Genomic DNA, 24,061 nt, shown 5'->3' on the forward strand with positions numbered 1-24,061 from the left:
ATTTACCTCTATATTTTCAAAGCTTTAATTTTATTTACGGTTGCACACCAGTGTAACCGATTACACCAATGTGATTTATCTCACATATTTATACATGTTGCTCACTTACCCTTAACATCGATAAAACTGATAACCCAACTGGAGGGCATAATGCCTGACAATAAAAAACAGGGGCGTACGTCCAATAAGGCGATGACATTTTTCGTCTGCTTCCTCGCCGCCCTGGCAGGATTACTTTTTGGCCTGGACATTGGCGTGATTGCCGGTGCGTTACCCTTTATCACTGAAGAGTTCCAGATAAGCGCTCACACCCAGGAGTGGGTAGTAAGTTCCATGATGTTTGGTGCGGCCGTGGGTGCCGTGGGCAGCGGCTGGCTCTCTTTCAGGCTGGGCCGCAAAAAGAGCCTGATGATCGGTGCAATCCTGTTTGTTGCCGGTTCGCTCTTCTCAGCAGCGGCTCCAAACGTTGAGGTATTGCTGCTTTCTCGCGTGCTGCTTGGCCTGGCCGTGGGTGTGGCATCGTATACCGCCCCACTCTATCTCTCTGAAATCGCACCCGAGAAAATCCGTGGCAGTATGATTTCGATGTACCAGTTGATGATCACCATCGGCATCCTCGGAGCTTACCTTTCCGATACCGCGTTCAGCTACAGCGGCGCATGGCGCTGGATGCTTGGCGTGATCATTATCCCTGCCATTCTGCTGCTGATTGGCGTTTTCTTCCTGCCGGACAGCCCACGCTGGTTTGCAGCGAAGCGTCGTTTCGTCGATGCCGAGCGCGTGCTGCTGCGACTGCGCGATACCAGCGCGGAAGCGAAAAACGAACTGGAAGAGATCCGCGAGAGCCTGAAGGTAAAACAGTCAGGCTGGGCGCTGTTTAAAGAGAACAGCAACTTCCGTCGTGCGGTATTCCTGGGCGTGCTCCTGCAGGTGATGCAGCAGTTCACCGGGATGAACGTCATCATGTACTACGCGCCAAAAATCTTTGAACTGGCGGGGTATACCAATACCACCGAGCAGATGTGGGGGACCGTCATCGTTGGGTTGACCAACGTTCTGGCGACCTTTATTGCTATCGGTCTGGTGGACCGCTGGGGCCGTAAGCCAACCCTGACGCTGGGCTTCCTGGTGATGGCCGCCGGTATGGGTGTTCTCGGCACGATGATGCACGTGGGGATTCACTCTCCAACCGCCCAGTATTTCGCTGTGGGCATGCTGCTGATGTTTATCGTCGGGTTTGCGATGAGCGCCGGTCCGCTGATTTGGGTGCTGTGCTCTGAAATCCAGCCGTTGAAAGGGCGTGATTTCGGTATCACCTGCTCCACCGCGACCAACTGGATTGCCAACATGATTGTGGGTGCGACGTTCCTGACCATGCTCAATACGCTGGGCAACGCGAACACCTTCTGGGTATACTCCGGCCTGAACATCTTCTTTATTGTTCTGACGCTGTGGCTGGTTCCTGAAACCAAACACGTGTCACTGGAACATATTGAACGTAACCTGATGAAAGGTCGTCCACTGCGCGAGATTGGTGCACACGACTAATTCTCTGGCGGGAGGTGCCTCTTGCACCTCCCCGCTTCGCGCTTTATGCTCTGCCCCTATGAAAGCACCCCGTCTCCCCATCGCCCTTCAGCAAGCCGTTATGCGCAGCCTGCGGGAAAAACTCGCCCAGGCCAACCTGAAACTCGGCCGGAATTACCCTGAGCCGAAACTCGTCTACCAACAACGTGGCACGGCGGCGGGCACGGCGTGGCTCGAATCCTATGAGATCCGCCTGAACCCGGTGCTGATGCTGGAAAATCAGCAGGCGTTTATTGAGGAAGTGGTGCCACACGAGCTGGCGCACCTGCTGGTATGGAAACACTTTGGCCGCGTGGCACCCCACGGCAAAGAGTGGAAGTGGATGATGGAAGCCGTGCTGGGCGTTCCGGCACGCAGAACCCATCAGTTTGAACTTGAGTCGGTACGCCGCAATACCTTCCCCTACCGCTGCCAGTGTCAGCAGCATCAACTTACCGTTCGCCGTCATAATCGCGTGGTGCGCGGCGAGGCCACCTACCGTTGCGTCAAATGTGGTGAACCGCTGGTCGCGGAATAACCAACTGAACTTTCAGGAACTTTCCTGATCTGACTGATTGCATACAGGAACAACATTCGTTACGTTGCGGGCTCGTTTTGACACGGAGTGTAAGATGTCCCGTAATTTTTCTCTCGCGGTCGCTTTTCTGGCGACAGCACTCTCCGGCCAGGCTCTGGCCGACGGTATTAACAGTTTCTCCCAGGCAAAAGCGGCAGGCGTAAAGGTCAACGCGGATGTTCCCGGTGATTTTTATTGCGGCTGTAAAATTAACTGGCAGGGTAAAAAAGGGATCGTTGATCTCGAATCCTGCGGCTATAAAGTGCGTAAGAATGAAAACCGCGCCAGCCGCATCGAGTGGGAACATGTGGTGCCGGCATGGCAGTTTGGCCACCAGCGTCAGTGCTGGCAGGATGGCGGTCGTAAAAATTGCGCCAAAGATCCGGTCTATCGCCAGATGGAAAGCGATATGCACAACCTGCAACCCGCGGTTGGCGAGGTGAATGGCGATCGCGGCAACTTTATGTACAGCCAGTGGAACGGCGGAGAGGGTCAGTACGGCCAGTGCGGCATGAAGGTTGATTTTAAAGAGAAAGTCGCTGAGCCCCCAGCCCGCGCGCGCGGCAGTATCGCCCGCACCTATTTCTATATGCGTGACCGTTACGACCTCAACCTTTCCCGCCAGCAGACGCAGCTGTTCAACGCATGGGACAAGCAATATCCGGTGACGGAATGGGAATGCCAGCGTGACGCGCGCATCGCGAAAGTTCAGGGTAATCACAACCCTTACGTCCAGCGGGCTTGCCAGGCGCAAAAGAGCTAACCTACACTAGCGGCAATTCGCTTACACCGCATGACATATGGAATTTCTGACTATGCGCATTCCTCGCATCTACCACCCTGAGCTGATTACCGTCGGCCGCGAAATTGCCCTCTCTGACGATGCCGCCAACCATGTTGGTCGCGTACTGCGCATGGGAGCAGGACAAGCTATTCAGCTGTTTGATGGTTCGAATCAGGTTTTCGACGCGGAAATTACGCGTGCTGATAAAAAAAGCGTGCATGTAACGATATTGCGCGGCGAAGTGGATGACCGTGAATCTCCGCTGCACATACACCTGGGACAGGTGATGTCGCGCGGAGAAAAGATGGAATTCACCATCCAGAAATCCATTGAACTGGGTGTAAGCCTCATTACGCCACTTTTTTCTGAGCGCTGTGGCGTTAAACTGGATGCGGAACGTCTGAATAAAAAGATCCAGCAGTGGCAGAAAATTGCCATTGCTGCCTGTGAACAGAGTGGCCGCAACCGTATTCCGGAGATCCGCCCGGCGATGGATCTGGAGGACTGGTGTGCTGAAGAGGAAAGCGGGCTGAAGCTCAATCTCCATCCACGCGCCAGCGCCAGCATCAATACGCTGCCGCTACCCGTTGAACGTGTTCGCCTGCTGATTGGTCCGGAAGGCGGCTTGTCCGCTGACGAAATTGCCATGACGGCGCGTTACCAGTTTACTGATATTCTGTTGGGACCTCGCGTTCTGCGTACTGAGACAACGGCACTCACAGCCATTACCGCGCTACAGGTGCGTTTTGGCGATCTGGGTTAACGCTAAGCCTGAGCCCTCAGGCTTTTAACGGAGATGAAAATGATCAAGCTCGGCATCGTGATGGATCCCATCGCAAACATTAACATCAAGAAAGATTCCAGCTTCGCGATGCTGCTGGAAGCGCAGCGTCGCGGCTATGAACTCCACTACATGGAGATGAACGATCTTTACCTGATCAACGGTGAAGCCCGCGCACGCACCCGCATCGTTAACGTCGAGCAGAATTACGACAAATGGTATGAATTCGGCACCGAGCAGGATATTGCCCTTGCCGACCTCAATGTCATTCTGATGCGTAAAGATCCTCCGTTCGACACCGAATACATTTACTGCACCTATATCCTTGAGCGCGCGGAAGAGAAAGGAACGCTGATCGTCAACAAACCGCAGAGCCTGCGCGACTGTAACGAGAAACTCTACACCGCATGGTTCTCTGACCTGACGCCTGAAACGCTGGTGACCCGCAACAAGGCACAGCTGAAAGCGTTCTGGCAGAAACACGGCGACATCATCATGAAACCGCTGGACGGCATGGGTGGCGCATCTATTTTCCGCGTGAAAGAGAGCGACCCGAATATTGGGGTGATTGCCGAAACGCTGACCGAGCTGGGCACGCGTTACTGCATGGCACAAAACTACCTCCCGGCCATTAAAGATGGCGATAAACGCGTTCTGGTGGTGGATGGTGAACCGGTGCCGTATTGCCTCGCGCGTATCCCGCAGGGCGGCGAAACCCGCGGTAACCTCGCGGCAGGTGGTCGCGGTGAGCCGCGCCCGTTAAGTGAAAGCGACTGGGAAATTGCCCGCCGCGTTGGCCCGACACTGAAAGCCAAGGGCCTGATTTTTGTCGGCCTGGATATCATCGGCGATCGTCTGACCGAAGTGAACGTGACCAGCCCAACCTGTATTCGTGAAATCGAAGCGGAATTCCCGATTTCGATCACCGGAATGCTGATGGACGCCATCGAGAAACGTTTACAGAAATAACCTTTCAATACTATTAGTGACAGCACCCCGGTTTGTCCGCATACTGGGGCTGTCGCTTTTTAAACCAGGAAACAGTACCTCTGACAATGAATTTACAGCATCACTTTCTTATTGCCATGCCTGCTCTCCAGGATCCGATTTTTCGCCGCGCTGTGGTTTATATTTGTGAATACAATGAAGACGGCGCGATGGGCATTATCATCAACAAACCGCTGGAAAACCTGCAGGTTGAAGGGATTCTGGACAAGCTGAAAATTTCGGCTGAAGAGCGTCTGCCGGAAATCAGGCTTGATAAACCGGTGATGCTGGGCGGGCCACTCGCAGAGGATCGCGGTTTTATCCTGCATACGCCGCCGGTCTTCTCTTCCAGTATTCGCATCTCTGACAACACCGTCATTACGACCTCTCGCGACGTGCTCGAAACGCTGGGTACCGCTGAGCAGCCGTCGGAAGTGCTGGTGGCCCTGGGCTACTCCTCCTGGGAGAAAGGCCAGCTTGAGCAAGAGATCCTCGATAACGCCTGGCTGACCGCGCCTGCGGACATGAACATTCTGTTTAAAACCCCTATTGCCGATCGCTGGCGTGACGCCGCGAAACTGATCGGCATTGATATCCTGACTATGCCTGGCGTAGCGGGGCATGCCTGATGAGCGGAACACTTCTGGCCTTCGATTTTGGCACCAAAAGCATAGGCGTCGCCGTGGGTCAGCGAATCACGGGTACCGCACGCCCGCTCACGGCCCTGAAGGCCAGTGACGGCACACCGGACTGGAACCTCATCGAGCGCCTGCTAAAAGAGTGGCAGCCGGATGACGTCATCGTTGGGTTACCGCTGAACATGGATGGCACTGAACAACCGCTTACCGCCCGAGCGCGTAAGTTCGCCAATAAAATCCATGGCCGCTTTGGCGTCTCCGTGAAGCTCCACGACGAGCGTCTGAGCACCGTTGAAGCACGAGCAGGTCTTTTTGAACACGGCGGGTTCAGGGCTCTCAACAAAGGCAGCGTTGACTCCGCGTCTGCTGTCATCATTCTCGAAAGCTATTTCGAACAGGGTTATTGAGCGCCGGGGCCTGGAGTTGCCCCTGCGCCCGTCTTTCAGCCAGGCTCTGGTCAAAGTTCTGCATCCCCGCCTGGTGGCCGGTTTGAATAATACCGGGCAATTGCCACGTTTTTCCTTCGCGAATGAGATTCGCCGCCGCCGGAGTATTCACCAGCAGCTCATAAAGCGCCACGCGCCCGCCCTGCGCATCGGGGAGGAGCTTTTGCGCCAGCACCGCCCGCAGGCTGCCGGCCAGCTGATTGCGCACCGGATCTTTCTCCTGCGCCGGAAACGTATCGACCAGCCGCTCAATCGCCTGCGCTGCCCCGCGGGTATGCAGTGTCGCGAGCACCAGATGTCCGGTTTCCGCCGCCGTCAGCGCGAGGCGGATTGTTTCACTGTCGCGCAGCTCACCCAGCAGTATGACATCAGGATCCTGGCGTAACGCCCCGCGCAGCGCGTCGGCAAATGACGGGCTGTGTTGGCCAATCTCGCGCTGCTGGATCAGGCACCGTTCGCTCTGGTATAGAAACTCCACCGGGTCTTCGAGCGTCAGAATATGCCCGTCAGTATGGTGATTAAGAAAATCTACCATCGCTGCCAGCGTAGTGGACTTACCGCTGCCGGTTGCCCCGGTGACCAGGATCAACCCGTTGTCACTGGATAACAGCTCAGGAACAACCCGGGGCACCCCCAACGCGGAGAGTTGCGGGCAGACCCCGGGCAACAGCCGCAGCGTCATTGAGACGCCGCTTGTCTGTTTAAACGCGCTTCCGCGCAGGCGCTGGTTGCCCGCCAGGGTGACGGCAAAATCCACCTGCCCGTTCGCCCACCACGTTCCCTGCTGTTCATCGTTGAGCCACGCTTTTAATAGCGTATCGACTTCGGGCGGCGGAAACGGTGCGGGTTCAAGGCGACCTGATCTGCGCCAGCGCGGTGGTGAATCACTGCACAGGTGTAGATCGGAGACATTATGCTTTACACTAAGGGCCACAATTTCTTCCACATCCATACAATACTCCTCGGAAAATGAACGACATTGCGCACAACCTGGCACAGGTCCGGGACAAAATCTCAGCTGCAGCAACACGTTGCGGCCGTGCTTCAGAAGAAATTACGTTACTTGCAGTGAGTAAAACCAAGCCTGCGAGCGCCATCGCAAATGCGATTGAGGCGGGTCAGCATGCGTTTGGTGAAAACTACGTGCAGGAGGGCGTGGATAAAATTCGCTTCTTCCAGGAACAGGGGAAGACGGATCTGCAATGGCACTTTATTGGCCCCTTGCAGTCGAACAAAAGCCGTCTGGTCGCTGAACATTTCGACTGGTGCCATACCATTGACCGTTTGCGTATTGCTTCGCGCCTGAACGACCAGCGCCCTGAAGCGTTACCGCCGCTGAATGTGCTGATTCAGGTCAACATCAGTGACGAAAACAGCAAGTCCGGTATAGCGCTGGAAGAACTGGATGCGCTGGCAGCAGACGTCGCGGCACTGCCGCGCTTAACCCTGCGCGGGTTAATGGCCATCCCGGCACCGGAGTCAAGTTATGAAAGGCAGTTTGCCGTGGCACAGCAAATGGCTGTAGCATTTGAGGCGCTTAAAGCGCGCTATGAAACGGTAGACACGCTTTCTCTGGGCATGTCGGATGATATGGAAGCCGCCATCGCGGCAGGCAGCACTATGGTGCGCATCGGCACGGCAATTTTCGGTGCGCGCGATTACACCCAATAATAAGGAAACCTGAGGAACGCCATGAAGACGTTGACTTTCCTGCTTTCAACGGTCATTGAGCTGTATACGATGGCGCTGTTACTGCGCGTCTGGATGCAGTGGGCCCGCTGTGATTTTTACAATCCGTTCTCGCAGTTTGTCGTGAAAATCACGCAACCTATCGTAGGACCGCTGCGTCGCGTCATTCCGGCGATGGGCCCCATTGACAGTGCTTCTCTGCTGGTCGCGTTTATTCTGAGCGTTATCAAAGCGATTGTGCTGTTTATGGTTATCACCTTCCAGCCGATAATCTGGATTGCCGCTGTTCTGATCCTGATAAAAACCGTCGGTCTGCTGATCTTCTGGGTGCTGCTGGTCATGGCGATCATGAGCTGGGTGAGCCAGGGCCGTAGCCCGGTGGAGTACGCGTTAATTCAGCTGGCTGAACCGCTGCTGCGTCCAATCCGTAACCTGCTTCCATCTATGGGCGGCATCGATTTCTCTCCGATGATCCTGGTTCTGCTGCTGTACGTCGTGAATATGGGGATCGCTGAGCTGTTACAGTCCACGGGCGATATGCTGCTGCCGGGGCTGTGGATGGCGCTATGAGTGCAGTGAGCACCTGCGCTGACGGGCTGGTTTTACGGCTGTATATTCAGCCGAAAGCCAGCCGTGACAGTATTGTTGGACTGCATGGCGACGAGCTAAAAGTCGCCATCACTGCCCCACCGGTTGATGGCCAGGCGAATGCGCATCTGACCAAATATCTGGCAAAACAGTTTCGTGTCGCCAAAAGCCAGGTGATCATCGAGAAAGGTGAACTTGGGCGGCATAAACAGGTAAAAATTCTCAACCCGCAATCTATCCCGACGGAAGTCGCGGCGCTGACAGAGCAGGATTAAACCATGCAGAAAGTTGTTCTCGCTACCGGTAACGCCGGTAAAGTGCGCGAGCTGGCCTCGCTATTAAATGATTTTGGACTGGATGTCGTTGCACAGACCGAACTGGGTGTGGATTCCGCCGAAGAGACAGGGCTGACGTTTATCGAAAACGCGATCCTGAAAGCGCGCCATGCCGCACAGATTACCGGTTTGCCCGCGATTGCCGACGACTCCGGTCTGGCGGTAGATGCCCTTGGCGGTGCGCCGGGTATCTACTCCGCACGCTATTCAGGCGTCGATGCCACCGACCAGCAGAATCTGGAAAAGCTGCTTGTCGCGCTGAAAGACGTGCCAGATGATAAACGCCAGGCTCAGTTCCACTGCGTACTGGTCTATCTGCGTCATGCCGAAGACCCTACACCAGTCGTCTGCCACGGCAGCTGGCCGGGTGTGATTACCCGTGAAGCGGCAGGCAGTGGTGGTTTTGGCTACGACCCGATTTTCTTTGTCCCGTCTGAGGGCAAAACTGCTGCGGAACTGTCCCGCGAAGAGAAAAGCGCGATTTCCCACCGTGGACGCGCCCTGAAACTGTTACTGGAAGCACTGCGTAATGGCTAATTTGCCGCCTCTGAGTCTTTATATTCACATCCCGTGGTGCGTGCAGAAATGCCCGTACTGCGATTTCAACTCGCACGCGCTGAAAGGTGAAGTGCCGCATGATGACTATGTTGCGCATCTGCTGGCCGACCTGGATGCCGATGTACCTTACGCACAGGGACGTGAAGTTAAGACCATTTTCATTGGTGGCGGTACGCCGAGCCTGCTTTCTGGCCCGGCGATGCAAACGCTGCTGGACGGCGTGCGTGCGCGCCTGAACCTGGCCGCGGATGCTGAAATAACAATGGAAGCCAACCCCGGCACCGTTGAAGCCGACCGTTTTGTCGATTATCAACGTGCAGGCGTAAACCGCATCTCGATCGGTGTCCAGAGCTTTAGCGAGCCGAAGCTGAAACGTCTGGGACGCATTCACGGCCCGGAAGAGGCAAAGCGCGCGGCAAACCTGGCCACTGGCTTAGGCCTGCGCAGCTTTAACCTGGATTTGATGCACGGCCTGCCGGACCAGTCGCTGGAGGAAGCGCTGGACGATCTGCGTCAGGCGATCGCGCTTAACCCACCGCATCTCTCCTGGTATCAGCTGACTATTGAGCCAAACACGCTGTTTGGTTCCCGTCCGCCGGTGCTGCCGGATGATGACGCCCTGTGGGATATCTTTGAGCAAGGTCATCAGCTTTTGACCGCAGCAGGTTATCAGCAGTACGAAACCTCCGCATACGCGAAGCCGGGTTACCAGTGTCAGCACAACCTGAACTACTGGCGCTTTGGTGATTATCTGGGGATTGGCTGTGGCGCGCACGGTAAAGTGACCTTCCCTGACGGGCGCATCCTGCGTACCGCCAAAACGCGTCATCCGCGTGGTTACATGGAAGGCCGCTACCTTGAACGTCAGCATGATGTTGAGGCGGCGGATAAACCGTTTGAGTTCTTTATGAACCGCTTCCGCTTGCTGGAACCCGCACCACGTGCGGAGTTTGCGCGTTATACCGGATTGCCGGACGCCACGATTCGTCCGCAGATTGACGAGGCGCTGGCGCAGGGATATCTCACCGAGTGTGAGGATTACTGGCAAATCACCGAGCACGGCAAACTGTTTTTAAACTCCCTGCTTGAGTTGTTCCTCGCAGATGATTCCTGAAGGCTGATTCAGGATTTTGCACCCCATTCTGCCGGCTGAGGAAAAGGCTGGCAGAGTGTGGGGATGGATATTACTCGTACTTATGCAAAACAGCTCAAACGGGAGCTGACAAAAGAAGAAAGACGGCTTTGGTATCTACTGCGCAGCCGCCGCTTCGAAAATTATAAATTTCGTCGACAACATCCTGTAGATCACTACATTCTGGATTTCGCCTGCTGTGCGGCTCATCTGGCTATTGAACTGGATGGCGGGCAACATGATGAAAAGCAGGAATACGATCGTCAAAGAACGTGCTGGCTTAACGAGAAAGGCTGGTATGTCATTCGATTTTGGAACAACGAACTCTGGAATAACGAAGAAGCGGTGTTAGAAAAGATCCTTGAAACACTGCAAATGCTGCAACCCTCACCCCGGCCCTCTCCCTGAAAGGGAGAGGGCGCAAACCATCCCCTCGCCCCTTTGGGGAGAGGGTTAGGGTGAGGGGAAATTACTTCAGCGTTCCCACCAGCGCCTTGCGGCTATCTTCCAGCGACACCACGCGTTTACAGACGTCTTTGCCGAACTGCTGGAAATCGTCTTCCTGGTTCTTCCACTCGTTCTGAATCGAGGTCTGCAGCCCACCCAAACTACCGAGCACGCCCTGCAGTGGGTTACCGCCGCCTTTCAGCACCGCTTTAGCCCCCATCTCGTTAATACTGTCCTGCAGGATGCCACCCATTGCCTGGTTCACCAGCTGCTGACCGTCGGCACGAACCTGATCGATTGCCTTGTAATGGAACGTCAGGCCGTCGGAGCGATGCTCAATAATGCGGTTCATCTGCTCTTTCAGCTGTTTGTCGAGCTTCGTCAGGCGGGTGCGCATGTTACTGCTCTCACCGACCTCTTTGGTGATGATCTTATCCAGCGCGACGCGGCTCTTCTCTACGCGCGTCAGGGCACCTTCATCAATCCACGGCAGCGCGGTACGCAAATCGGCCTGGTAGTCTTTCGCCTGCTCACGCTGAGCGGGGGTCAGGTTGTACTGTTTACCGTTAAATGTGACATTCCCGTCCGGCGTAATCACCAGATGACCGTTCTCGCCTTTGACCTGCACGGTTTGCGGGCTTAACACCACGTCATCACGCGGGGTGACGCTACATTTATACTCCGCATGAGCGGTGAATCCGGTTGCCATTAAGGCAACAGCCAGCAACGTTTTGCGCATCTTAAACACTCCCTCAGACAAAATGGGCCAGCTAATGCTGGCCCCTTACTGCTTAATTAGTCCCACCAAACGTCAAAAAGTTCGCTGACGCGGACATCTTCCAGTTTGTGGTCTTCAAGCCATTTGCGCACAAGCGCCTGATGTTCTTCGGTGCATTTACCGACTTGCTGGGTGCAGATCAGACCTTCCCATGCCAGGTAACCGCTACCATCAAAGGCCAGCTTGTTTGGCTCGATCACTTCATTAATGAACGCATCTACGTCCTGATCGATCTGGTCTACGCTGGTGCCTTCCGGGAAACGCCACGCAACGGAGAAGCCCACTTCCTGGAATTCTTCGATGTGCATTTTTTTACGCAGACGACGGCTACGATTCTTTGCCATTATTTCACCCTCTCGAACATTAAGTCCCATACGCCGTGACCAAGACGATGGCCACGCTGTTCAAATTTTGTCACCGGACGTGAATCCGGACGCGGTACATAGTCGTTGCTTGCAGACTGGTTTTTATACCCGTCCAGAGACGACATGACTTCCAGCATATGTTCCGCATAAGGTTCCCAGTCGGTCGCCATATGGAAGACACCGCCCAGTTTCAGCTTACTTTTTACCAGCTCAGCAAACGGCGCCTGAACGATACGGCGTTTATTATGCCGTGCTTTGTGCCACGGGTCAGGGAAAAAGAGCTGAACCATCGTCAAAGAATTGTCAGGAATCATTTTGTGCAGCACTTCAACCGCGTCGTGACACATAACGCGCAGGTTCTCAACGCCCTCTTCATGAGCCGTTGCCAGACATGCGCCTACGCCTGGTGAGTGCACCTCAATGCCGAGGAAATTTTGCTCCGGGCGCGCGTGGGCCATGGTAACCAGTGAAGACCCCATACCGAAGCCAATCTCCAGTGTTACCGGCGCGTCGCGACCAAACAGCTCGGTAAAGTCCAGAGGCTGCTCGCTGAACTCAACGCCCATCACCGGCCAGTAGTTGTCCAGCGCATGTTGCTGCCCTTTGGTCAGGCGACCCTGACGGCGGACAAAGCTGCGAATACGGCGCAGCGGGCGACCGTTTTCATCAAATTCCGGTGAAATGACGTCGTTTTTCATAAAAGAGTTGTCTGCTTGTGAGAATGTTCGGGAAACGGGCATTATCCAAAGTTAAGGCTTCTATGCAAGCATGGGAAAGATCCGGTTTACAGCAGATTGACGCTGTGCTGCAATCGGCGTCCCTGATTATGCGAATCGATGACCATGCAAGCCTCTCAATTTTCAGCCCAGGTGCTGGACTGGTACGACAAATACGGGCGTAAAACCCTGCCCTGGCAAATTGAAAAAACGCCTTACAAAGTATGGCTCTCCGAAGTGATGTTGCAACAAACGCAGGTCGCCACGGTGATTCCTTACTTCGAGCGCTTTATGGCACGTTTCCCAACGGTGACCGACCTGGCCAATGCGCCATTAGACGAGGTGCTGCACCTGTGGACCGGTCTCGGTTACTACGCCCGTGCGCGCAATTTGCATAAAGCCGCGCAGCAGGTGGCGACCCGACACCACGGCACATTTCCGGAAACCTTCGATGAAGTGGCCGATTTGCCCGGCGTCGGACGTTCAACCGCTGGCGCAATCCTCTCCCTGTCTTTAGGCAAGCATTTCCCGATCCTCGACGGCAACGTGAAGCGCGTCCTCGCACGATGCTATGCCGTTGACGGCTGGCCGGGAAAAAAAGAGGTCGAAAAACGGCTGTGGGAGATCAGCGAAGCGGTTACCCCGGCAAAAGGCGTGGAGCGCTTTAACCAGGCGATGATGGACCTGGGGGCCATGGTCTGCACGCGATCAAAACCGAAATGCGAACTTTGCCCAGTTAATAATCTCTGCGTGGCTTATGCGAACCACGCATGGGCGCAGTATCCGGGCAAAAAGCCAAAGCAGACGCTGCCAGAGCGCACCGGCTACATGCTGTTGATGCAGCATGGCGAAGGCGTCTTTCTGGCGCAGCGGCCGCCGAGCGGCCTGTGGGGTGGTCTATACTGCTTCCCACAGTTTGAAGATGAAGAATTGTTACGGGAATGGCTTAAACAGCGCGGCATCGCTGCCGATAACCTGACGCAGCTGACCGCGTTTCGTCATACCTTTAGCCATTTCCATCTCGATATTGTACCGATGTGGCTTCCCGTGTCTTCAATCACTGCCTGCATGGATGAAGAAACGGCTCTCTGGTATAACTTAGCGCAACCGCCATCAGTCGGGCTGGCGGCTCCCGTGGAGCGCCTGTTACAGCAATTACGTGCCGGTGCAATGGTTTAGCATCAGCCACCAACAGAGGAATGAGTATGGCCAGAACTATTTTTTGTACTTTCCTGCAGCGTGACGCTGAAGGCCAGGATTTCCAGCTTTATCCGGGCGAACTGGGTAAGCGCATCTATAACGAAATTTCCAAAGAAGCCTGGGGACAGTGGCAGAAAAAACAGACCATGCTGATCAACGAGAAGAAACTCAGCATGATGAACCCGGAGCACCGCAAACTGCTTGAACAGGAGATGGTGAACTTCCTGTTCGAAGGCAAAGACGTCCACATCGAAGGCTATACGCCGCCGGAACAATAACAGCGTGCGGGGGCAACTCCGCCGTACAAGCAAACACAACACGCACTCCCGGAATGATGAAAAAATTTTTAGCGCTAGCCCTTGTTGCGCCGTTGCTTGTCTCTTGTTCTTCCAAAAAAGGCGATGATTACAACGAAGCCTGGATAAAGGACACCAACGGTTTTGACATTTTGATGGGGCAGTTTGCCCATAACATCGAAAATATATGGGGATTTAACGAAGTTCTTATTGCCGGACCTAAGGACTACGTTAAGTACACCGACGCCTATCAGACCCGTAGCCACATCAATTTTGATGAGGGGACTATCACGGTTGAAACCATCGCAGGCACCGAACCTGCCGCACGGTTACGTCAGGCGATCGTGAAAACCTTGCTGATGGGTGACGATCCAGGCTCAATCGATCTCTACTCCGACGCCGATGACATCACCATCTCCAAAGAACCGTTCCTGTACGGCCAGGTTGTCGATCAGACCGGACAGGCCATCCGCTGGGAAGGGCGTGCGACAAAATTTGCCGATTATCTGCTGCAGACGCGCCTGAAAAGCCGCTCTAACGGCCTGAAGATCATCTACAGCGTCACCATTAACCTCGTGCCGAACCACCTCGACAAACGTGCGCATAAGTACATTGGCATGGTGCGTCAGGCCTCGCGTAAGTACGGCGTGGATGAGTCGCTTATCCTGGCGATCATGCAGACCGAATCGTCGTTTAACCCGTACGCGGTAAGCCGTTCCGACGCGCTGGGACTGATGCAGGTCGTGCAGCACAGCGCAGGTAAAGACGTCTTCCGCGCTCAGGGTAAATCCGGTACGCCGAGCCGCAGTTATCTGTTCGATCCGCAAAGCAACATTGATACCGGTACCGCCTACCTGGCGATGCTCAACAATGTCTACCTGGGCGGGATTGATAACCCGACATCACGTCGCTATGCGGTGATCACCGCGTATAACGGCGGAGCGGGCAGCGTCCTGCGCGTCTTCTCGAGTGACAAAGTGCAGGCGGCGAATATCATCAACAGTATGGCGCCGGGGGATGTCTATTCCACGCTTACCACCCGACACCCGTCTGCGGAATCGCGTCGTTATCTGTATAAAGTGAACACGGCGCAAAAAAACTACCGTCGACGCTAAACCCTTTACCCTGCCCTCTTCCTGTGGGAGAGGGCCAGGGTGAGGGCATCAGACCGCGCCCTCCCCGCCCCACTCATACGAAAATGTTATTTGCATCACAATCCAAACTGCAAATTAATGTGGATTGCATTTTTTTGCGGGAGGTAACAAAACATAACCTCGCCTGCTGATAGAATTGCATCAAATAACAACCCTGAATGTTCCTATAACAACATATCTCCCGCTCACTTGTGAGGAAAGTAACATGAACCTTAAGCTGCAGCTTAAAATATTGTCGTTTCTGCAGTTCTGCCTGTGGGGTAGCTGGCTGACTACACTCGGCTCCTATATGTTTGTGACGCTCAAGTTCGATGGTGCGTCTATCGGTGCCGTCTACAGCTCGCTCGGCATTGCGGCTGTCTTTATGCCAACGCTGCTGGGTATCGTGGCGGATAAATGGTTAAGTGCGAAATGGCTGTACATGCTTTGCCATTTGGTGGGTGCGGGGACGCTGTTTATGGCAGCCCAGGTCACCACGCCGGGGGCGATGTTCATGGTGATCCTGTTTAACTCGCTGGCCTACATGCCAACGCTTGGCCTGATCAACACCATCTCCTACTACCGCCTGAAATCTGCCGGTATGGAAATCGTCACCGATTTCCCGCCAATCCGTATCTGGGGCACCATCGGTTTTATCATGGCAATGTGGGGCGTGAGCTTCGCAGGCTTCGAACTGAGCCATATGCAGCTCTACATCGGGGCGGCACTCTCCGTGGTGCTGGCGCTGTTCACCCTGACCCTGCCGCATATTCCGGTGTCTAACCAGCAGAAAAACCAGAGCTGGAGCACCATGCTCGGTCTGGACGCCTTTGCGCTGTTTAAAAACAAACGCATGGCGATCTTCTTTATCTTCTCCATGCTGCTGGGTGCGGAACTGCAGATCACCAACATGTTCGGCAACACCTTCCTGCACAGCTTCGACAATAACCCGCTGTTCTCTGGCAGCTTTATCGTTGAACATGCGTCAGTGATGATGTCCATCTCTCAGATCTCTGAGACGCTGTTCATCCTGACCATCCCGTTCTTCCTGAGCCGCTATGGCATCAAGAACGTCATGCTGATCAGTATCGCTGCATGGATGTTGCGCTTCGGTCTGTTTGCCTACGGCGACCCAAGCCCGTTCGGTACCGTGCTGCTGGTTCTGTCGATGATTGTTTACGGCTGCGCCTTCGACTTCTTCAACATCTCTGGTTCGGTGTTTGTGGAAAAAGAGGTGAAACCTGAAATTCGCGCCAGTGCTCAGGGTATGTTCCTGATGATGACCAACGGCTTCGGCTGTATTCTGGGCGGTGTGGTGAGCGGTAAAGTGGTTGAGATGTACACCACTAACGGCATCACCAACTGGCAGCCCGTGTGGCTTATCTTCGCCGCGTACTCGTTGGTACTGTTCTTCGCGTTTATCGCACTGTTCAAGTACAAGCACGTACGCGAACCGCACGCTGCGCAGCCTATCGCGCATTAATGATTATCCCCTCTCCTTTCAGGAGAGGGGTAATTTCGCCAGCACCCATCCTACCGACAATAAATCCGCACTGCCCCCCGGGCTTAAATTCCGTTCAATGAGCGCATTGTCCATCTGTATTAATGCATCACGATCCCAGCCACGCGTCAGTAATGACCGCGCATAACCCTGCACATAACGCAGCCCTTCCATACCGCCGCGCGACACCAGGTTACTGTCCTGATTCATCGCCATCAGGCGCAGCAGCAGGTCATGCAGCGCGTGCCCGTTCCATTGCGCCAGCGCTGCACGCACCGTGGCAAAACCGCTTTCCGCTTCGCCCCGCGCGCCGGTTAAACCATACTGCTGAAACTGCCGCTCCCCTGCCGTCGCCTGTCCACTGCGCGCTGCCAGCTCACGCGCCACCAGCCCGCGACAGAGGTGACTCACCTCACTACAGAGGCTCTCAGCCGTGGCGTGTTTCACACGTCCGGCGGCAAAGCACAGCAAACCGAGGGCAAAAATGCCGCCTTTATGCGTGTTCACCCCGCACGTTGCAGCGTACATTGCCTGTTCACAGGCAATGCCCATCGGGCGAATGATCCGTATTTGTTCCGCCGCGGGTTTATCCGCATGGGTATGACCCAGCTCTGCAAAGCGCGCAAACCACGGGGTGATAGCCGCAATACTGCGGGCAAACAGCGCGTGATCCATATCGCGGTGTGCACCGTTGTTGAGCTTATCCACCAGACCCGGCTTTGGCGTCAACGCCAGCTCCTGCCATAACGCCTCTTCGGCGAGCCCTGGCACATCGCATGGCTGCGGGTTAGTCGCGAGCAAACCAGTCATCGATCATCTTCTCCACGCGAGCCACCACCTGCTCTACAGGATGCTTACGCGAACGGGAACAGGCGTGGGCAGGCTCATCACACACCAGACAGCGCCGGAGGTGTGCCCCTAAAGACTGGCGCCCCACATGCCCCTGTGCCGGGCAGATCACATCCAAATCCCACAGCCTGCCGAGCGGGTGAGTCTGCTCCAGATCCGTACAGTGCGCTTTGATTTCCGCCGCCGGATGCGCCACGCACCAGATTGCTTCTGGCCCGGTGGGCAGCCACAGCACCTGGCGGTCCAGCACCTGCCAGCGGTTTTCCCACAGCAGCTGGTCGCACATCTGCAATGCCACGCCCATCGTATTGCGATAGCGCAGGCTGTCTTTGATCTCCCCGGGGGTGACGAGCGTGAGAGAAATCACCGGTTGTTGATAGTGCGTGAGCCAGTCAGTCTGGCGTGCTGCACGGCGCTCTTTCGCCGCCAGCAGCTCCTCCAGGCTGACACCCGCCCGCGCGGGTGTCGCTACAGTCATCATTACTCCTTCACCTGTCGAACGGTGTCGATGACGCTGCCGTCGCGGTAGCGGATCACACCGACGATTTTGTCGGTAAACTCAATGGGTTTTGGTACGCCGGTCAGTGATATCGCCCGCTCGAAAAGCGCGTTGATATCGACAACGTTGAGGCCTGCGGCAAGCAGTCGTTCGCGGATTTCCGGGCGTGCCGGGTTAACCGCGATGCCGTGATCGGTAACCAGCACGTCGATGCTCTCCCCGGGCGTCAGCCGGGTGGTCACCCGCTTCACGACGGTTGGAATACGGCTACGCAGCAGGGGGGCGACTACGATGGTCAGGTTCGCCGCCGCGGCCACATCACAATGTCCGCCGGATGCCCCACGCATTACGCCGTCAGAGCCGGTAATAACATTGACGTTAAAATCGACGTCAATTTCCAGGGCGCTGAGGATCACCACATCAAGCTGGTCGCAGCTTGCTGCCTTGCTGCCGGGGTTGGCATAAACGTTGGTGGAGATCTCCACATGATTCGGATTTCGTGCCAGCGAGGCCGCGGCCTGGCCGTCGAAACACTGGGTATCAAGCAGCTTTTCGATCAGGCCTTTCTCGTGCAGATCCACCAGGCTGCCGGTAATGCCCCCGAGCGCGAAGCGCGCCTTCACGCCGCTGCGCTCCATTTTCTCCTCCATAAAGCGGGTACAGGCGGTAGCCGCCGCACCGGAGCCGGTCTGCATAGAAAAACCGGGTTTGAAATAGCCTGAATGTTCAATCACATCCGCCGCGTAGCGGGCAATCATCAGCTCACGCGGATTACTGGTCACGCGAGCCGCACCGACGCTGATTTTCGCCGGGTCACCCACGCTCTCCACCTGCACAATGTAATCCACCTGATCCTGCACCAGGCTGGCGGGCATATTCGGGAACGGCACCAGTTCTTCGGTCAGCAGCACCACCTTGCGGGCAAAATGCGCGTCCACCATTGCATAGCCAAGCGAGCCGCAGCACGATTTCCCGTGCGTGCCGTTGGCGTTGCCAAATTCATCGCTGCACGGCACGCCAAGAAACGCCACGTCGATATTCAGCTCGCCGTCCTGCAACAGCTTCACGCGCCCGCCGTGGGAGTGAATTTGTACCGGCTCGGCCATCAACCCGTGTGAGATAGCGTCCGCCAGCTTGCCCCGCATACCGGAGGTGTAAATCCGGGTGATGACGCCGCTTTCGATGTGTTCGATCAGCGCGTCGTTACAGGTCATCAGCGAGCTGGAAGCCAGCGTCAGGTTTTTAAAGCCCATACGCGCAAGCAGCGCCACGACGGTATTGATCACCCGGTCGCCTTCGCGAAACGCGTGGTGGAAGGAGACGGTCATCCCGTCCTGTAACCCGCTGCGTAACACCGCCTCTTCGACCGAAGCACAGAGCTTACGGGTGTGTTTTTCGTCAGGGCTGTTCAGCCATGGCGTTGCGCTGTGGGCGGTATCAAACGGTTTTAAGTCCCGCAGATGGGGGAAATTCACATGGAGAAGTTCAGTCTGGTTCATTGTGTAATCCTTAACGACGCACGCCGGAGGCCGCCGCGCGTTCCAGCACCATCTGCGCGTGGTTAATAATAGGGGCATCGACCATTTTGCCGTTGAGCGACACGACGCCCAGGCCGTTACGCTCCCCCTCTTCTGCCGCTTCAATGACCCGTTTCGCGTGATCCACTTCCTGCTGGGTTGGGGCATAGGCGTTATGTAACAGGTCAATCTGACGTGGGTTAATCAGCGATTTACCGTTAAAGCCCATCTTGCGGATCAAATCGACCTCGCGCAGGAAGCCGGCTTCATCGTTAACGTCCGACCACACCACGTCGAAAGCGTCGATACCCGCGGCGCGGGCGGCGTGCAGCACGGCACAGCGGGCATAAAACAGCTCAGTGCCATCCCCGCGTTCCGTCTGCATGTCCATCACATAATCAAAGGCGGCCAGCGCGATCCCGATTAAGCGCGGAGAACTGCGGGCAATGGCCACGGCGTTAATCACCCCAATCGCCGATTCAATAGCCGCCATGACGCGGGTCGAGCCCGGCTCGCGCCCGCATTCACGCTCGATACGCGCCAGATGCCCTTCCAGCTCATCGATATCCTCTGGGGTGTCGGTTTTCGGCAATCGAATCACGTCCACCCCTGCCCGCACGGCGGCTTCCAGATCCAGCAAGCCAAACGGCGTGCTCAGCGGGTTAATGCGCACCACGGTTTCGATATCCTGATACATCGGGTGCTGCAGGGCATGAAACACCAGCATGCGCGCGGTATCCTTCTCGCGCAGGGCGACGGCGTCTTCAAGGTCAAACATGATGGAGTCCGGGCGGTAGATAAATGCCGTAGAGAGCATGGCGGCGTTTGCGCCCGGCAGGAACAGCATACTGCGGCGGAGTTTGCTCATTTCAGCGCCCTCCAGTTGAGTGTCGGCTCATCGGCTGCGCGCAGGAGCGCGCTTTGCAGGCGGGCGCGGATCACACAGTCCAGCGCCCCTTTGTCTTCAACAATAATTAATCCCTGGTGCACGTTCATGGCGCGCAATGTGTCGTTAACGACCTGGCGAATATGTTCGCCAAACTGCTTAATCACTTCACTGTGGATGATAATTTCCAGCTCACCCTGAGCGGGGGCAATTTTTACCATCAGGTCGCTGGACTCCTGTGTACCGGCCAGCGCCTCCCTTACAATTTTCATGATAAATTCCTGATAGTTATGCGACTTCCGCACTCGCACGGTAATGCGTTTCGAGGTGCGCGAAGGTGGAGTCCGGGACAATCTCCCGGATCCGGGAAAACTGCTGTGTCTTCAGCAAGCGGCGGACTTCCGACGCGGAAATAGCGTTGCCGGTGACCTTGATGCGCGGCATTTCCACCACGTCAATCTGCGAGGCCAGCAGGTCGTGCAGCGTCTGGTTGTATTGACGGGTGATATCGCAAAACGGCTCCGAACCGATAAAGCGATGCGTAATACCCAGCGCCGGGGCGATGAAGTCCCGGAAGATCAGCACATCGATTTCGCTCCACGCCTGCTGTACTTTGCCGGTCTCTTTCAGGAAGTAGGCCGGGAACGTGGCGCGGGAGATGATGTACTGCGATCCTTCATGCACAATCACGTTCGGCAGATGCGCCACGCCCGCCCGTACCATCTCTAGCCGGGCGCTGAACGGGAAGAACGAGGCATCCTCGCGCACCACAAACAGATGCAGCGCATCGCACTGCCCCGCGGCCTGCTCGACCAGATGCCGGTGGCCGAGGGTAAACGGATTCGCATTCATCACGATCGCGCCAATCTTCTTCCCGGCCTTGCGCTGGCACTTGAGCGCGCGGCAGTAGCGCTGGATCCCCTGCGGGGTGTTCTCCATCAGCACCGCGTCGTTCCCGCTCTGGGCAATCGGCCAGAAGCCGCTGCGGCCAAAGCGCTCCTTGTTGCACGGACGGGTGCAGAGGAAGAGGTGAAAATGGCCGCGCTCCAGCGCCGCATTTTCCACCTCTGCCAGCAACCGTGCGCTGAGGTTCTCCCCACGAAGCTGCTCGTTTACCGCCACGCACTTGATGACGTTAGCGGCAAGCCCGGCACAACCCACCAGCTGCGTGCCGGACCAGGCTTCGACAAACAGCGTGATGTCGTTGTCCAGGCCAAGGCCGCTGTCTGCCAGCAGGTAACGGATCTGGCTTAAGCGTTCCGGGTGTTTCGCCACAAGGGTGTGGCGAAAATCGATAGTGGGTTGACTGTTCATGCCGTTTTACTCAGTGTGCTGCCGCAAGCCCGGTGGCGGGCGCTTCCATGATCACATTGCTCAGATGACCGATATGCTCGATCTCCACCTCAATGCGATCGCCCTCTTTCATGAACAGCGGCGGGTTGCGCTTTTTGCCCACGCCGCCAGGGGAGCCGGTGATGATCACATCGCCCGGGCTGAGGCGGGTAAAGGTACTGATGTATTCGATAAGCTCCGCGACCTTGTGGATCATGCTGCTGGTGTTGTCTTCCTGCACCATACGGCCGTTAAGCCAGGTGCGGATCGCCAGCTGGTGCGGGTCCGGGATCTCATCCGCCGTCGCCATCCACGGGCCAAACGCTCCGGTCTGACGCCAGTTCTTGCCCGCCGTAAACCAGGTGTGCTGCCAGTCGCGGGCGGAGCCGTCCATATAGCAGCTGTAACCCGCCACATGGCGCAGCGCCTCATCACGGCTGATGTTCTCTCCGGCTTTGCCGATGATGACCGCCAGCTCTCCTTCGTAGTCGAATTCACTGGAGTGACGCGGCTTCAGCACCGGTTCGTTATGGCCGGTCTGCGAATCCGGGAAGCGGACGAACAGCGTCGGCGCCGGGTTGTGCTGGTCAAACTCTTTGCGTTTGTCGGCGTAGTTCATGCCCACGCAGAGGATTTTTTCCGGCTGCTCAATCACCGGTAAGAAGGTGATGGCATTCAGAGGGACATCCACGGCGTCGTTGAGATAACGGGTGGCCTCGGCCAGCCCGTTGCCCTGCAGCAGCGCTTTGAGGTCGCTGTAGCGGTCGCCGAGACGGCGACCTAAATCAATCACACCTTCGGCCTGAACGATGCCGTAGCTGCGTGTTCCCTGGTATAAAAAGCTTGCGAGTTTCATTGTTCTTTCCTGAAGACTTAAACGAGGAAGTTGCCCAGTATCAGCAGAGAGATGGAGACGTTAATCGCACCGCCGATACGGGTAGCAATCTGGGCGAAGGGCATCAGGCTCATACGGTTGCCTGCGGTCAGAATCGCCACGTCACCGGTACCGCCCTGACCGCTCTGGCAGCAGGAGACGATGGCGACATCAATCGGGTGCATGCCAATCTTTTTGCCCACGAAGAAACCGGTCGCCACCAGCGCGGAGACGGTGCTGACAATCACCAGCAGGTTGGTCAACGTGAATGCGGCGACCAGCTCATGCCAGGGGGTAATGGCCACGCCCACGGCGAAGAGAATGGGGTAGGTTACTGACGTCTGGAAGAATTTATACACCACCTGAGAACCTTCCAGCAGACGTGGAGAAGCACCATTGCAAAGCTTGACCAGCACCGCCATAAACAGCATGCCAACCGGCGCAGGCAGGCCAATCAGCTTGTGGCCGAGCATCCCCAGCATGTAGAGCAGAACGGCCAGCAGTGCGCCAGAAGCGATCGTGGTGACGTCTGCTTTACCGGAGAACGCAGGCTGTGCGGTGGTTTCATCGGTATTCGCACGGTTAGGCATCAGCTGGCCTTCGCCGGTCAGGTGCGGGTAACGTTTACCGAGTTGATTGAGGCAGCCGGAGATGATGATTGCCGTCAGACCGCCGAGCATAACCATAGGCAGAACGCGACCGAGCGCCACGCCCTGGTCCATATGCAGCAGGGTGGCATAGCCGATGGAGAGCGGGATCGCCCCTTCCCCAACACCGCCCGCCATGATCGGCAGAATGATAAAGAAGAAGATCTGGAATGGCTCAAGGCCCAGCGCTATCCCTACGCCCATGCCAACAATCATGCCGACAATTTCGCCGCACAGCATCGGGAAGAAGATGCGCAGGAAGCCCTGAATCAGCACGGTGCGGTTCATGCTCATGATGCTGCCGACAATGATGCAGCAGATGTAGAGATACAGAATGTTGGTGGATTTGTAGAACTTCGTGGTGGACTCCACCACCACATCCGGCAGCAGACCGTAATAGACCAGTGCCGAAGGAATAAAGGTGGCGCAAATCGCCGCCGCACCGAGTTTACCGACAATCGGCAGGCGCTTGCCAAACTCACCGCAGGCAAAACCGAAGAACGCGAGCGTGGCGACCATCACCACGATATCGCTGGGCAGTTTGCCGCCGAGGCAATCAATGGCAATCAGCGCGCCGGCCAGGACAAACAGTGGCAGAGGGATAATTCCGATTTTCCACGTATCCATAATATGCCACCAGCGCTCTTTGAGTGATGGTCGCTGAATATCAATCGGGTCGTGGGTAACAGAGAAAGAATCGTCAGTTGTGCTCATAATAAGCCCCTTAGTTATTTTGTGCGTTCAGCTTAGAGTCACAAAGGCTTACTTTATGTGAGGAATGGCATATTAAAAGCGAAGTTTTTATGGCAGCTATGGTTTTAATGGTTTCTTTTATTTAATGTGATTTACGCCTTATTTATTGCCGTGGTTTTTATGGTTTCTTTTCTAAAACGAACAATCAAATAACATTTCTCCAGACGGCTTCAGGCGCATAGGCTAT

At 55.9% G+C, this 24,061-nt stretch carries 29 protein-coding genes; 17 read left to right on the top strand and 12 right to left on the bottom strand.

Annotated features, from left to right (window positions below; translation table 11 throughout):
- Positions 1-150 precede the first annotated feature (150 nt).
- The 7 genes from galP to ruvX all read left to right on the top strand — a co-directional run bounded on the left by galP (position 151) and on the right by ruvX (position 5,740).
- Positions 151-1,548, top strand: a complete 1,398-nt coding sequence (gene galP, locus HV340_RS18745) for a galactose/proton symporter (RefSeq protein WP_014171560.1) — start codon at positions 151-153, stop codon at positions 1,546-1,548.
- Positions 1,549-1,606: 58 nt separating this feature from the next.
- The gene (locus HV340_RS18750; RefSeq protein WP_032670169.1) at positions 1,607-2,104 is read left to right on the top strand and encodes a SprT family zinc-dependent metalloprotease; all 498 of its coding nucleotides are present in this window, start codon (positions 1,607-1,609) and stop codon (positions 2,102-2,104) included.
- A gap of 94 nt (positions 2,105-2,198) precedes the next feature.
- On the top strand, positions 2,199-2,906 hold the full coding sequence (endA, locus tag HV340_RS18755; protein ID WP_020883698.1) for a deoxyribonuclease I: 708 nt from the start codon (positions 2,199-2,201) through the stop codon (positions 2,904-2,906).
- 52 nt (positions 2,907-2,958) lie between these two features.
- Complete coding sequence (rsmE, locus tag HV340_RS18760) at positions 2,959-3,690, top strand: 16S rRNA (uracil(1498)-N(3))-methyltransferase (RefSeq protein ID WP_020883697.1); 732 nt, start codon at positions 2,959-2,961, stop codon at positions 3,688-3,690.
- A 39-nt stretch (positions 3,691-3,729) separates the two neighbouring features.
- Positions 3,730-4,677: a glutathione synthase gene (gene gshB / locus HV340_RS18765; RefSeq protein ID WP_020883696.1), complete on the top strand. Its 948-nt coding sequence runs from the start codon at positions 3,730-3,732 to the stop codon at positions 4,675-4,677.
- Between the two features lie 86 nt (positions 4,678-4,763).
- Complete coding sequence (locus HV340_RS18770; RefSeq protein ID WP_020883695.1) at positions 4,764-5,324, top strand: YqgE/AlgH family protein; 561 nt, start codon at positions 4,764-4,766, stop codon at positions 5,322-5,324.
- On the top strand, positions 5,324-5,740 hold the full coding sequence (gene ruvX / locus HV340_RS18775) for a Holliday junction resolvase RuvX (protein ID WP_014171567.1): 417 nt from the start codon (positions 5,324-5,326) through the stop codon (positions 5,738-5,740). The genes HV340_RS18770 and ruvX overlap by 1 nt, the downstream gene beginning before the upstream one ends.
- Here the strand turns inward: ruvX and HV340_RS18780 are convergent.
- Entirely contained in the window at positions 5,706-6,731 is a 1,026-nt protein-coding gene (locus HV340_RS18780) for a type IV pilus twitching motility protein PilT (protein WP_063925581.1), read from the bottom strand. The genes ruvX and HV340_RS18780 overlap by 35 nt on opposite strands.
- Positions 6,732-6,748: 17 nt before the next feature.
- Here HV340_RS18780 and HV340_RS18785 point away from each other — a divergent pair, with 17 nt between their 5' ends.
- From HV340_RS18785 to HV340_RS18810, 6 genes are all read left to right on the top strand, one after another.
- On the top strand, positions 6,749-7,450 hold the full coding sequence (locus HV340_RS18785) for a YggS family pyridoxal phosphate-dependent enzyme (protein ID WP_025203259.1): 702 nt from the start codon (positions 6,749-6,751) through the stop codon (positions 7,448-7,450).
- A gap of 21 nt (positions 7,451-7,471) precedes the next feature.
- Positions 7,472-8,038 carry a YggT family protein gene (locus HV340_RS18790; RefSeq protein WP_014171570.1) on the top strand — a complete coding sequence of 189 codons (567 nt, stop codon included), beginning with the start codon at positions 7,472-7,474 and terminating at the stop codon, positions 8,036-8,038.
- On the top strand, positions 8,035-8,331 hold the full coding sequence (gene yggU, locus HV340_RS18795; RefSeq protein WP_014885193.1) for a DUF167 family protein YggU: 297 nt from the start codon (positions 8,035-8,037) through the stop codon (positions 8,329-8,331). Before HV340_RS18790 ends, yggU begins: the two co-directional genes overlap by 4 nt.
- A 3-nt stretch (positions 8,332-8,334) precedes the next feature.
- On the top strand, positions 8,335-8,928 hold the full coding sequence (locus HV340_RS18800; protein ID WP_014171572.1) for an XTP/dITP diphosphatase: 594 nt from the start codon (positions 8,335-8,337) through the stop codon (positions 8,926-8,928).
- Positions 8,921-10,063, top strand: coding sequence for a radical SAM family heme chaperone HemW (hemW, locus tag HV340_RS18805; protein ID WP_063925582.1), 1,143 nt, complete (start codon positions 8,921-8,923; stop codon positions 10,061-10,063). Before HV340_RS18800 ends, hemW begins: the two co-directional genes overlap by 8 nt.
- Positions 10,064-10,126: 63 nt before the next feature.
- Positions 10,127-10,489 carry an endonuclease domain-containing protein gene (locus HV340_RS18810; RefSeq protein WP_020883690.1) on the top strand — a complete coding sequence of 121 codons (363 nt, stop codon included), beginning with the start codon at positions 10,127-10,129 and terminating at the stop codon, positions 10,487-10,489.
- Positions 10,490-10,550: 61 nt separating this feature from the next.
- Here HV340_RS18810 and HV340_RS18815 read toward each other — a convergent pair whose 3' ends face one another.
- Genes HV340_RS18815 through trmB form a run of 3 tightly spaced genes read right to left on the bottom strand, consistent with a single transcriptional unit; the run spans position 10,551 to position 12,369 of the window.
- Positions 10,551-11,267 carry a DUF2884 domain-containing protein gene (locus HV340_RS18815; RefSeq protein WP_020883689.1) on the bottom strand — a complete coding sequence of 239 codons (717 nt, stop codon included), beginning with the start codon at positions 11,265-11,267 and terminating at the stop codon, positions 10,551-10,553.
- A gap of 56 nt (positions 11,268-11,323) precedes the next feature.
- A complete protein-coding gene (locus tag HV340_RS18820; RefSeq protein ID WP_032678951.1) occupies positions 11,324-11,650 on the bottom strand; it encodes a YggL family protein in 327 nt (108 codons plus the stop codon).
- Positions 11,650-12,369, bottom strand: coding sequence for a tRNA (guanosine(46)-N7)-methyltransferase TrmB (trmB, locus tag HV340_RS18825; RefSeq protein ID WP_020883687.1), 720 nt, complete (start codon positions 12,367-12,369; stop codon positions 11,650-11,652). The genes HV340_RS18820 and trmB overlap by 1 nt, the downstream gene beginning before the upstream one ends.
- A gap of 144 nt (positions 12,370-12,513) precedes the next feature.
- Here trmB and mutY point away from each other — a divergent pair, with 144 nt between their 5' ends.
- The 4 genes from mutY to HV340_RS18845 all read left to right on the top strand — a co-directional run bounded on the left by mutY (position 12,514) and on the right by HV340_RS18845 (position 16,499).
- Positions 12,514-13,566 (top strand): A/G-specific adenine glycosylase, encoded by a 1,053-nt coding sequence (gene mutY, locus HV340_RS18830; protein ID WP_169814973.1) that lies wholly within the window; start codon positions 12,514-12,516, stop codon positions 13,564-13,566.
- Positions 13,567-13,592: 26 nt separating this feature from the next.
- Positions 13,593-13,865, top strand: coding sequence for an oxidative damage protection protein (locus HV340_RS18835; RefSeq protein ID WP_032678953.1), 273 nt, complete (start codon positions 13,593-13,595; stop codon positions 13,863-13,865).
- A 56-nt stretch (positions 13,866-13,921) separates the two neighbouring features.
- A complete protein-coding gene (gene mltC / locus HV340_RS18840) occupies positions 13,922-14,998 on the top strand; it encodes a membrane-bound lytic murein transglycosylase MltC (RefSeq protein ID WP_025203253.1) in 1,077 nt (358 codons plus the stop codon).
- A gap of 244 nt (positions 14,999-15,242) precedes the next feature.
- Positions 15,243-16,499: a nucleoside permease gene (locus HV340_RS18845; protein ID WP_020883685.1), complete on the top strand. Its 1,257-nt coding sequence runs from the start codon at positions 15,243-15,245 to the stop codon at positions 16,497-16,499.
- A gap of 18 nt (positions 16,500-16,517) precedes the next feature.
- On the opposite strand, the gene citG is transcribed toward HV340_RS18845, so the two are convergent.
- The 8 genes from citG to HV340_RS18885 are packed head-to-tail and all read right to left on the bottom strand — an operon-like array spanning position 16,518 to position 23,835.
- Positions 16,518-17,327: a triphosphoribosyl-dephospho-CoA synthase CitG gene (gene citG, locus HV340_RS18850; protein WP_063925584.1), complete on the bottom strand. Its 810-nt coding sequence runs from the start codon at positions 17,325-17,327 to the stop codon at positions 16,518-16,520.
- Positions 17,305-17,844 (bottom strand): citrate lyase holo-[acyl-carrier protein] synthase, encoded by a 540-nt coding sequence (citX, locus tag HV340_RS18855; RefSeq protein ID WP_063925585.1) that lies wholly within the window; start codon positions 17,842-17,844, stop codon positions 17,305-17,307. The genes citG and citX overlap by 23 nt, the downstream gene beginning before the upstream one ends.
- Positions 17,845-17,846: 2 nt before the next feature.
- On the bottom strand, positions 17,847-19,364 hold the full coding sequence (gene citF / locus HV340_RS18860; RefSeq protein WP_063156846.1) for a citrate lyase subunit alpha: 1,518 nt from the start codon (positions 19,362-19,364) through the stop codon (positions 17,847-17,849).
- Between the two features lie 10 nt (positions 19,365-19,374).
- Positions 19,375-20,250 carry a citrate (pro-3S)-lyase subunit beta gene (gene citE, locus HV340_RS18865; RefSeq protein WP_014171585.1) on the bottom strand — a complete coding sequence of 292 codons (876 nt, stop codon included), beginning with the start codon at positions 20,248-20,250 and terminating at the stop codon, positions 19,375-19,377.
- Positions 20,247-20,540, bottom strand: a complete 294-nt coding sequence (gene citD, locus HV340_RS18870; RefSeq protein ID WP_151711734.1) for a citrate lyase acyl carrier protein — start codon at positions 20,538-20,540, stop codon at positions 20,247-20,249. Before citD ends, citE begins: the two co-directional genes overlap by 4 nt.
- 16 nt (positions 20,541-20,556) lie before the next feature.
- Complete coding sequence (gene citC, locus HV340_RS18875) at positions 20,557-21,582, bottom strand: [citrate (pro-3S)-lyase] ligase (RefSeq protein ID WP_181216173.1); 1,026 nt, start codon at positions 21,580-21,582, stop codon at positions 20,557-20,559.
- Between the two features lie 10 nt (positions 21,583-21,592).
- Entirely contained in the window at positions 21,593-22,456 is an 864-nt protein-coding gene (locus HV340_RS18880; protein ID WP_014171588.1) for a fumarylacetoacetate hydrolase family protein, read from the bottom strand.
- Between the two features lie 17 nt (positions 22,457-22,473).
- Entirely contained in the window at positions 22,474-23,835 is a 1,362-nt protein-coding gene (locus HV340_RS18885; RefSeq protein ID WP_014171589.1) for a 2-hydroxycarboxylate transporter family protein, read from the bottom strand.
- Between the last annotated feature and the right edge of the window lie 226 nt (positions 23,836-24,061).

This window comes from Enterobacter sp. RHBSTW-00975 (assembly GCF_013615235.1).
Classification (GTDB): Bacteria; Pseudomonadota; Gammaproteobacteria; order Enterobacterales; family Enterobacteriaceae; genus Enterobacter; species Enterobacter ludwigii.

What these genes read in the sequence shown, in the direction of transcription:
- galP (WP_014171560.1), top strand. Translation starts at nt 151, where the DNA reads ATGCCTGACAATAAAAAACAGGGGCGTACGTCCAATAAGGCGATGACA.
- HV340_RS18750 (WP_032670169.1), top strand. Translation starts at nt 1,607, where the DNA reads ATGAAAGCACCCCGTCTCCCCATCGCCCTTCAGCAAGCCGTTATGCGC.
- endA (WP_020883698.1), top strand. Translation starts at nt 2,199, where the DNA reads ATGTCCCGTAATTTTTCTCTCGCGGTCGCTTTTCTGGCGACAGCACTC.
- rsmE (WP_020883697.1), top strand. Translation starts at nt 2,959, where the DNA reads ATGCGCATTCCTCGCATCTACCACCCTGAGCTGATTACCGTCGGCCGC.
- gshB (WP_020883696.1), top strand. Translation starts at nt 3,730, where the DNA reads ATGATCAAGCTCGGCATCGTGATGGATCCCATCGCAAACATTAACATC.
- HV340_RS18770 (WP_020883695.1), top strand. Translation starts at nt 4,764, where the DNA reads ATGAATTTACAGCATCACTTTCTTATTGCCATGCCTGCTCTCCAGGAT.
- ruvX (WP_014171567.1), top strand. Translation starts at nt 5,324, where the DNA reads ATGAGCGGAACACTTCTGGCCTTCGATTTTGGCACCAAAAGCATAGGC.
- HV340_RS18780 (WP_063925581.1), bottom strand. Translation starts at nt 6,731, where the DNA reads ATGGATGTGGAAGAAATTGTGGCCCTTAGTGTAAAGCATAATGTCTCC.
- HV340_RS18785 (WP_025203259.1), top strand. Translation starts at nt 6,749, where the DNA reads ATGAACGACATTGCGCACAACCTGGCACAGGTCCGGGACAAAATCTCA.
- HV340_RS18790 (WP_014171570.1), top strand. Translation starts at nt 7,472, where the DNA reads ATGAAGACGTTGACTTTCCTGCTTTCAACGGTCATTGAGCTGTATACG.
- yggU (WP_014885193.1), top strand. Translation starts at nt 8,035, where the DNA reads ATGAGTGCAGTGAGCACCTGCGCTGACGGGCTGGTTTTACGGCTGTAT.
- HV340_RS18800 (WP_014171572.1), top strand. Translation starts at nt 8,335, where the DNA reads ATGCAGAAAGTTGTTCTCGCTACCGGTAACGCCGGTAAAGTGCGCGAG.
- hemW (WP_063925582.1), top strand. Translation starts at nt 8,921, where the DNA reads ATGGCTAATTTGCCGCCTCTGAGTCTTTATATTCACATCCCGTGGTGC.
- HV340_RS18810 (WP_020883690.1), top strand. Translation starts at nt 10,127, where the DNA reads ATGGATATTACTCGTACTTATGCAAAACAGCTCAAACGGGAGCTGACA.
- HV340_RS18815 (WP_020883689.1), bottom strand. Translation starts at nt 11,267, where the DNA reads ATGCGCAAAACGTTGCTGGCTGTTGCCTTAATGGCAACCGGATTCACC.
- HV340_RS18820 (WP_032678951.1), bottom strand. Translation starts at nt 11,650, where the DNA reads ATGGCAAAGAATCGTAGCCGTCGTCTGCGTAAAAAAATGCACATCGAA.
- trmB (WP_020883687.1), bottom strand. Translation starts at nt 12,369, where the DNA reads ATGAAAAACGACGTCATTTCACCGGAATTTGATGAAAACGGTCGCCCG.
- mutY (WP_169814973.1), top strand. Translation starts at nt 12,514, where the DNA reads ATGCAAGCCTCTCAATTTTCAGCCCAGGTGCTGGACTGGTACGACAAA.
- HV340_RS18835 (WP_032678953.1), top strand. Translation starts at nt 13,593, where the DNA reads ATGGCCAGAACTATTTTTTGTACTTTCCTGCAGCGTGACGCTGAAGGC.
- mltC (WP_025203253.1), top strand. Translation starts at nt 13,922, where the DNA reads ATGAAAAAATTTTTAGCGCTAGCCCTTGTTGCGCCGTTGCTTGTCTCT.
- HV340_RS18845 (WP_020883685.1), top strand. Translation starts at nt 15,243, where the DNA reads ATGAACCTTAAGCTGCAGCTTAAAATATTGTCGTTTCTGCAGTTCTGC.
- citG (WP_063925584.1), bottom strand. Translation starts at nt 17,327, where the DNA reads ATGACTGGTTTGCTCGCGACTAACCCGCAGCCATGCGATGTGCCAGGG.
- citX (WP_063925585.1), bottom strand. Translation starts at nt 17,844, where the DNA reads ATGACTGTAGCGACACCCGCGCGGGCGGGTGTCAGCCTGGAGGAGCTG.
- citF (WP_063156846.1), bottom strand. Translation starts at nt 19,364, where the DNA reads ATGAACCAGACTGAACTTCTCCATGTGAATTTCCCCCATCTGCGGGAC.
- citE (WP_014171585.1), bottom strand. Translation starts at nt 20,250, where the DNA reads ATGAGCAAACTCCGCCGCAGTATGCTGTTCCTGCCGGGCGCAAACGCC.
- citD (WP_151711734.1), bottom strand. Translation starts at nt 20,540, where the DNA reads ATGAAAATTGTAAGGGAGGCGCTGGCCGGTACACAGGAGTCCAGCGAC.
- citC (WP_181216173.1), bottom strand. Translation starts at nt 21,582, where the DNA reads ATGAACAGTCAACCCACTATCGATTTTCGCCACACCCTTGTGGCGAAA.
- HV340_RS18880 (WP_014171588.1), bottom strand. Translation starts at nt 22,456, where the DNA reads ATGAAACTCGCAAGCTTTTTATACCAGGGAACACGCAGCTACGGCATC.
- HV340_RS18885 (WP_014171589.1), bottom strand. Translation starts at nt 23,835, where the DNA reads ATGAGCACAACTGACGATTCTTTCTCTGTTACCCACGACCCGATTGAT.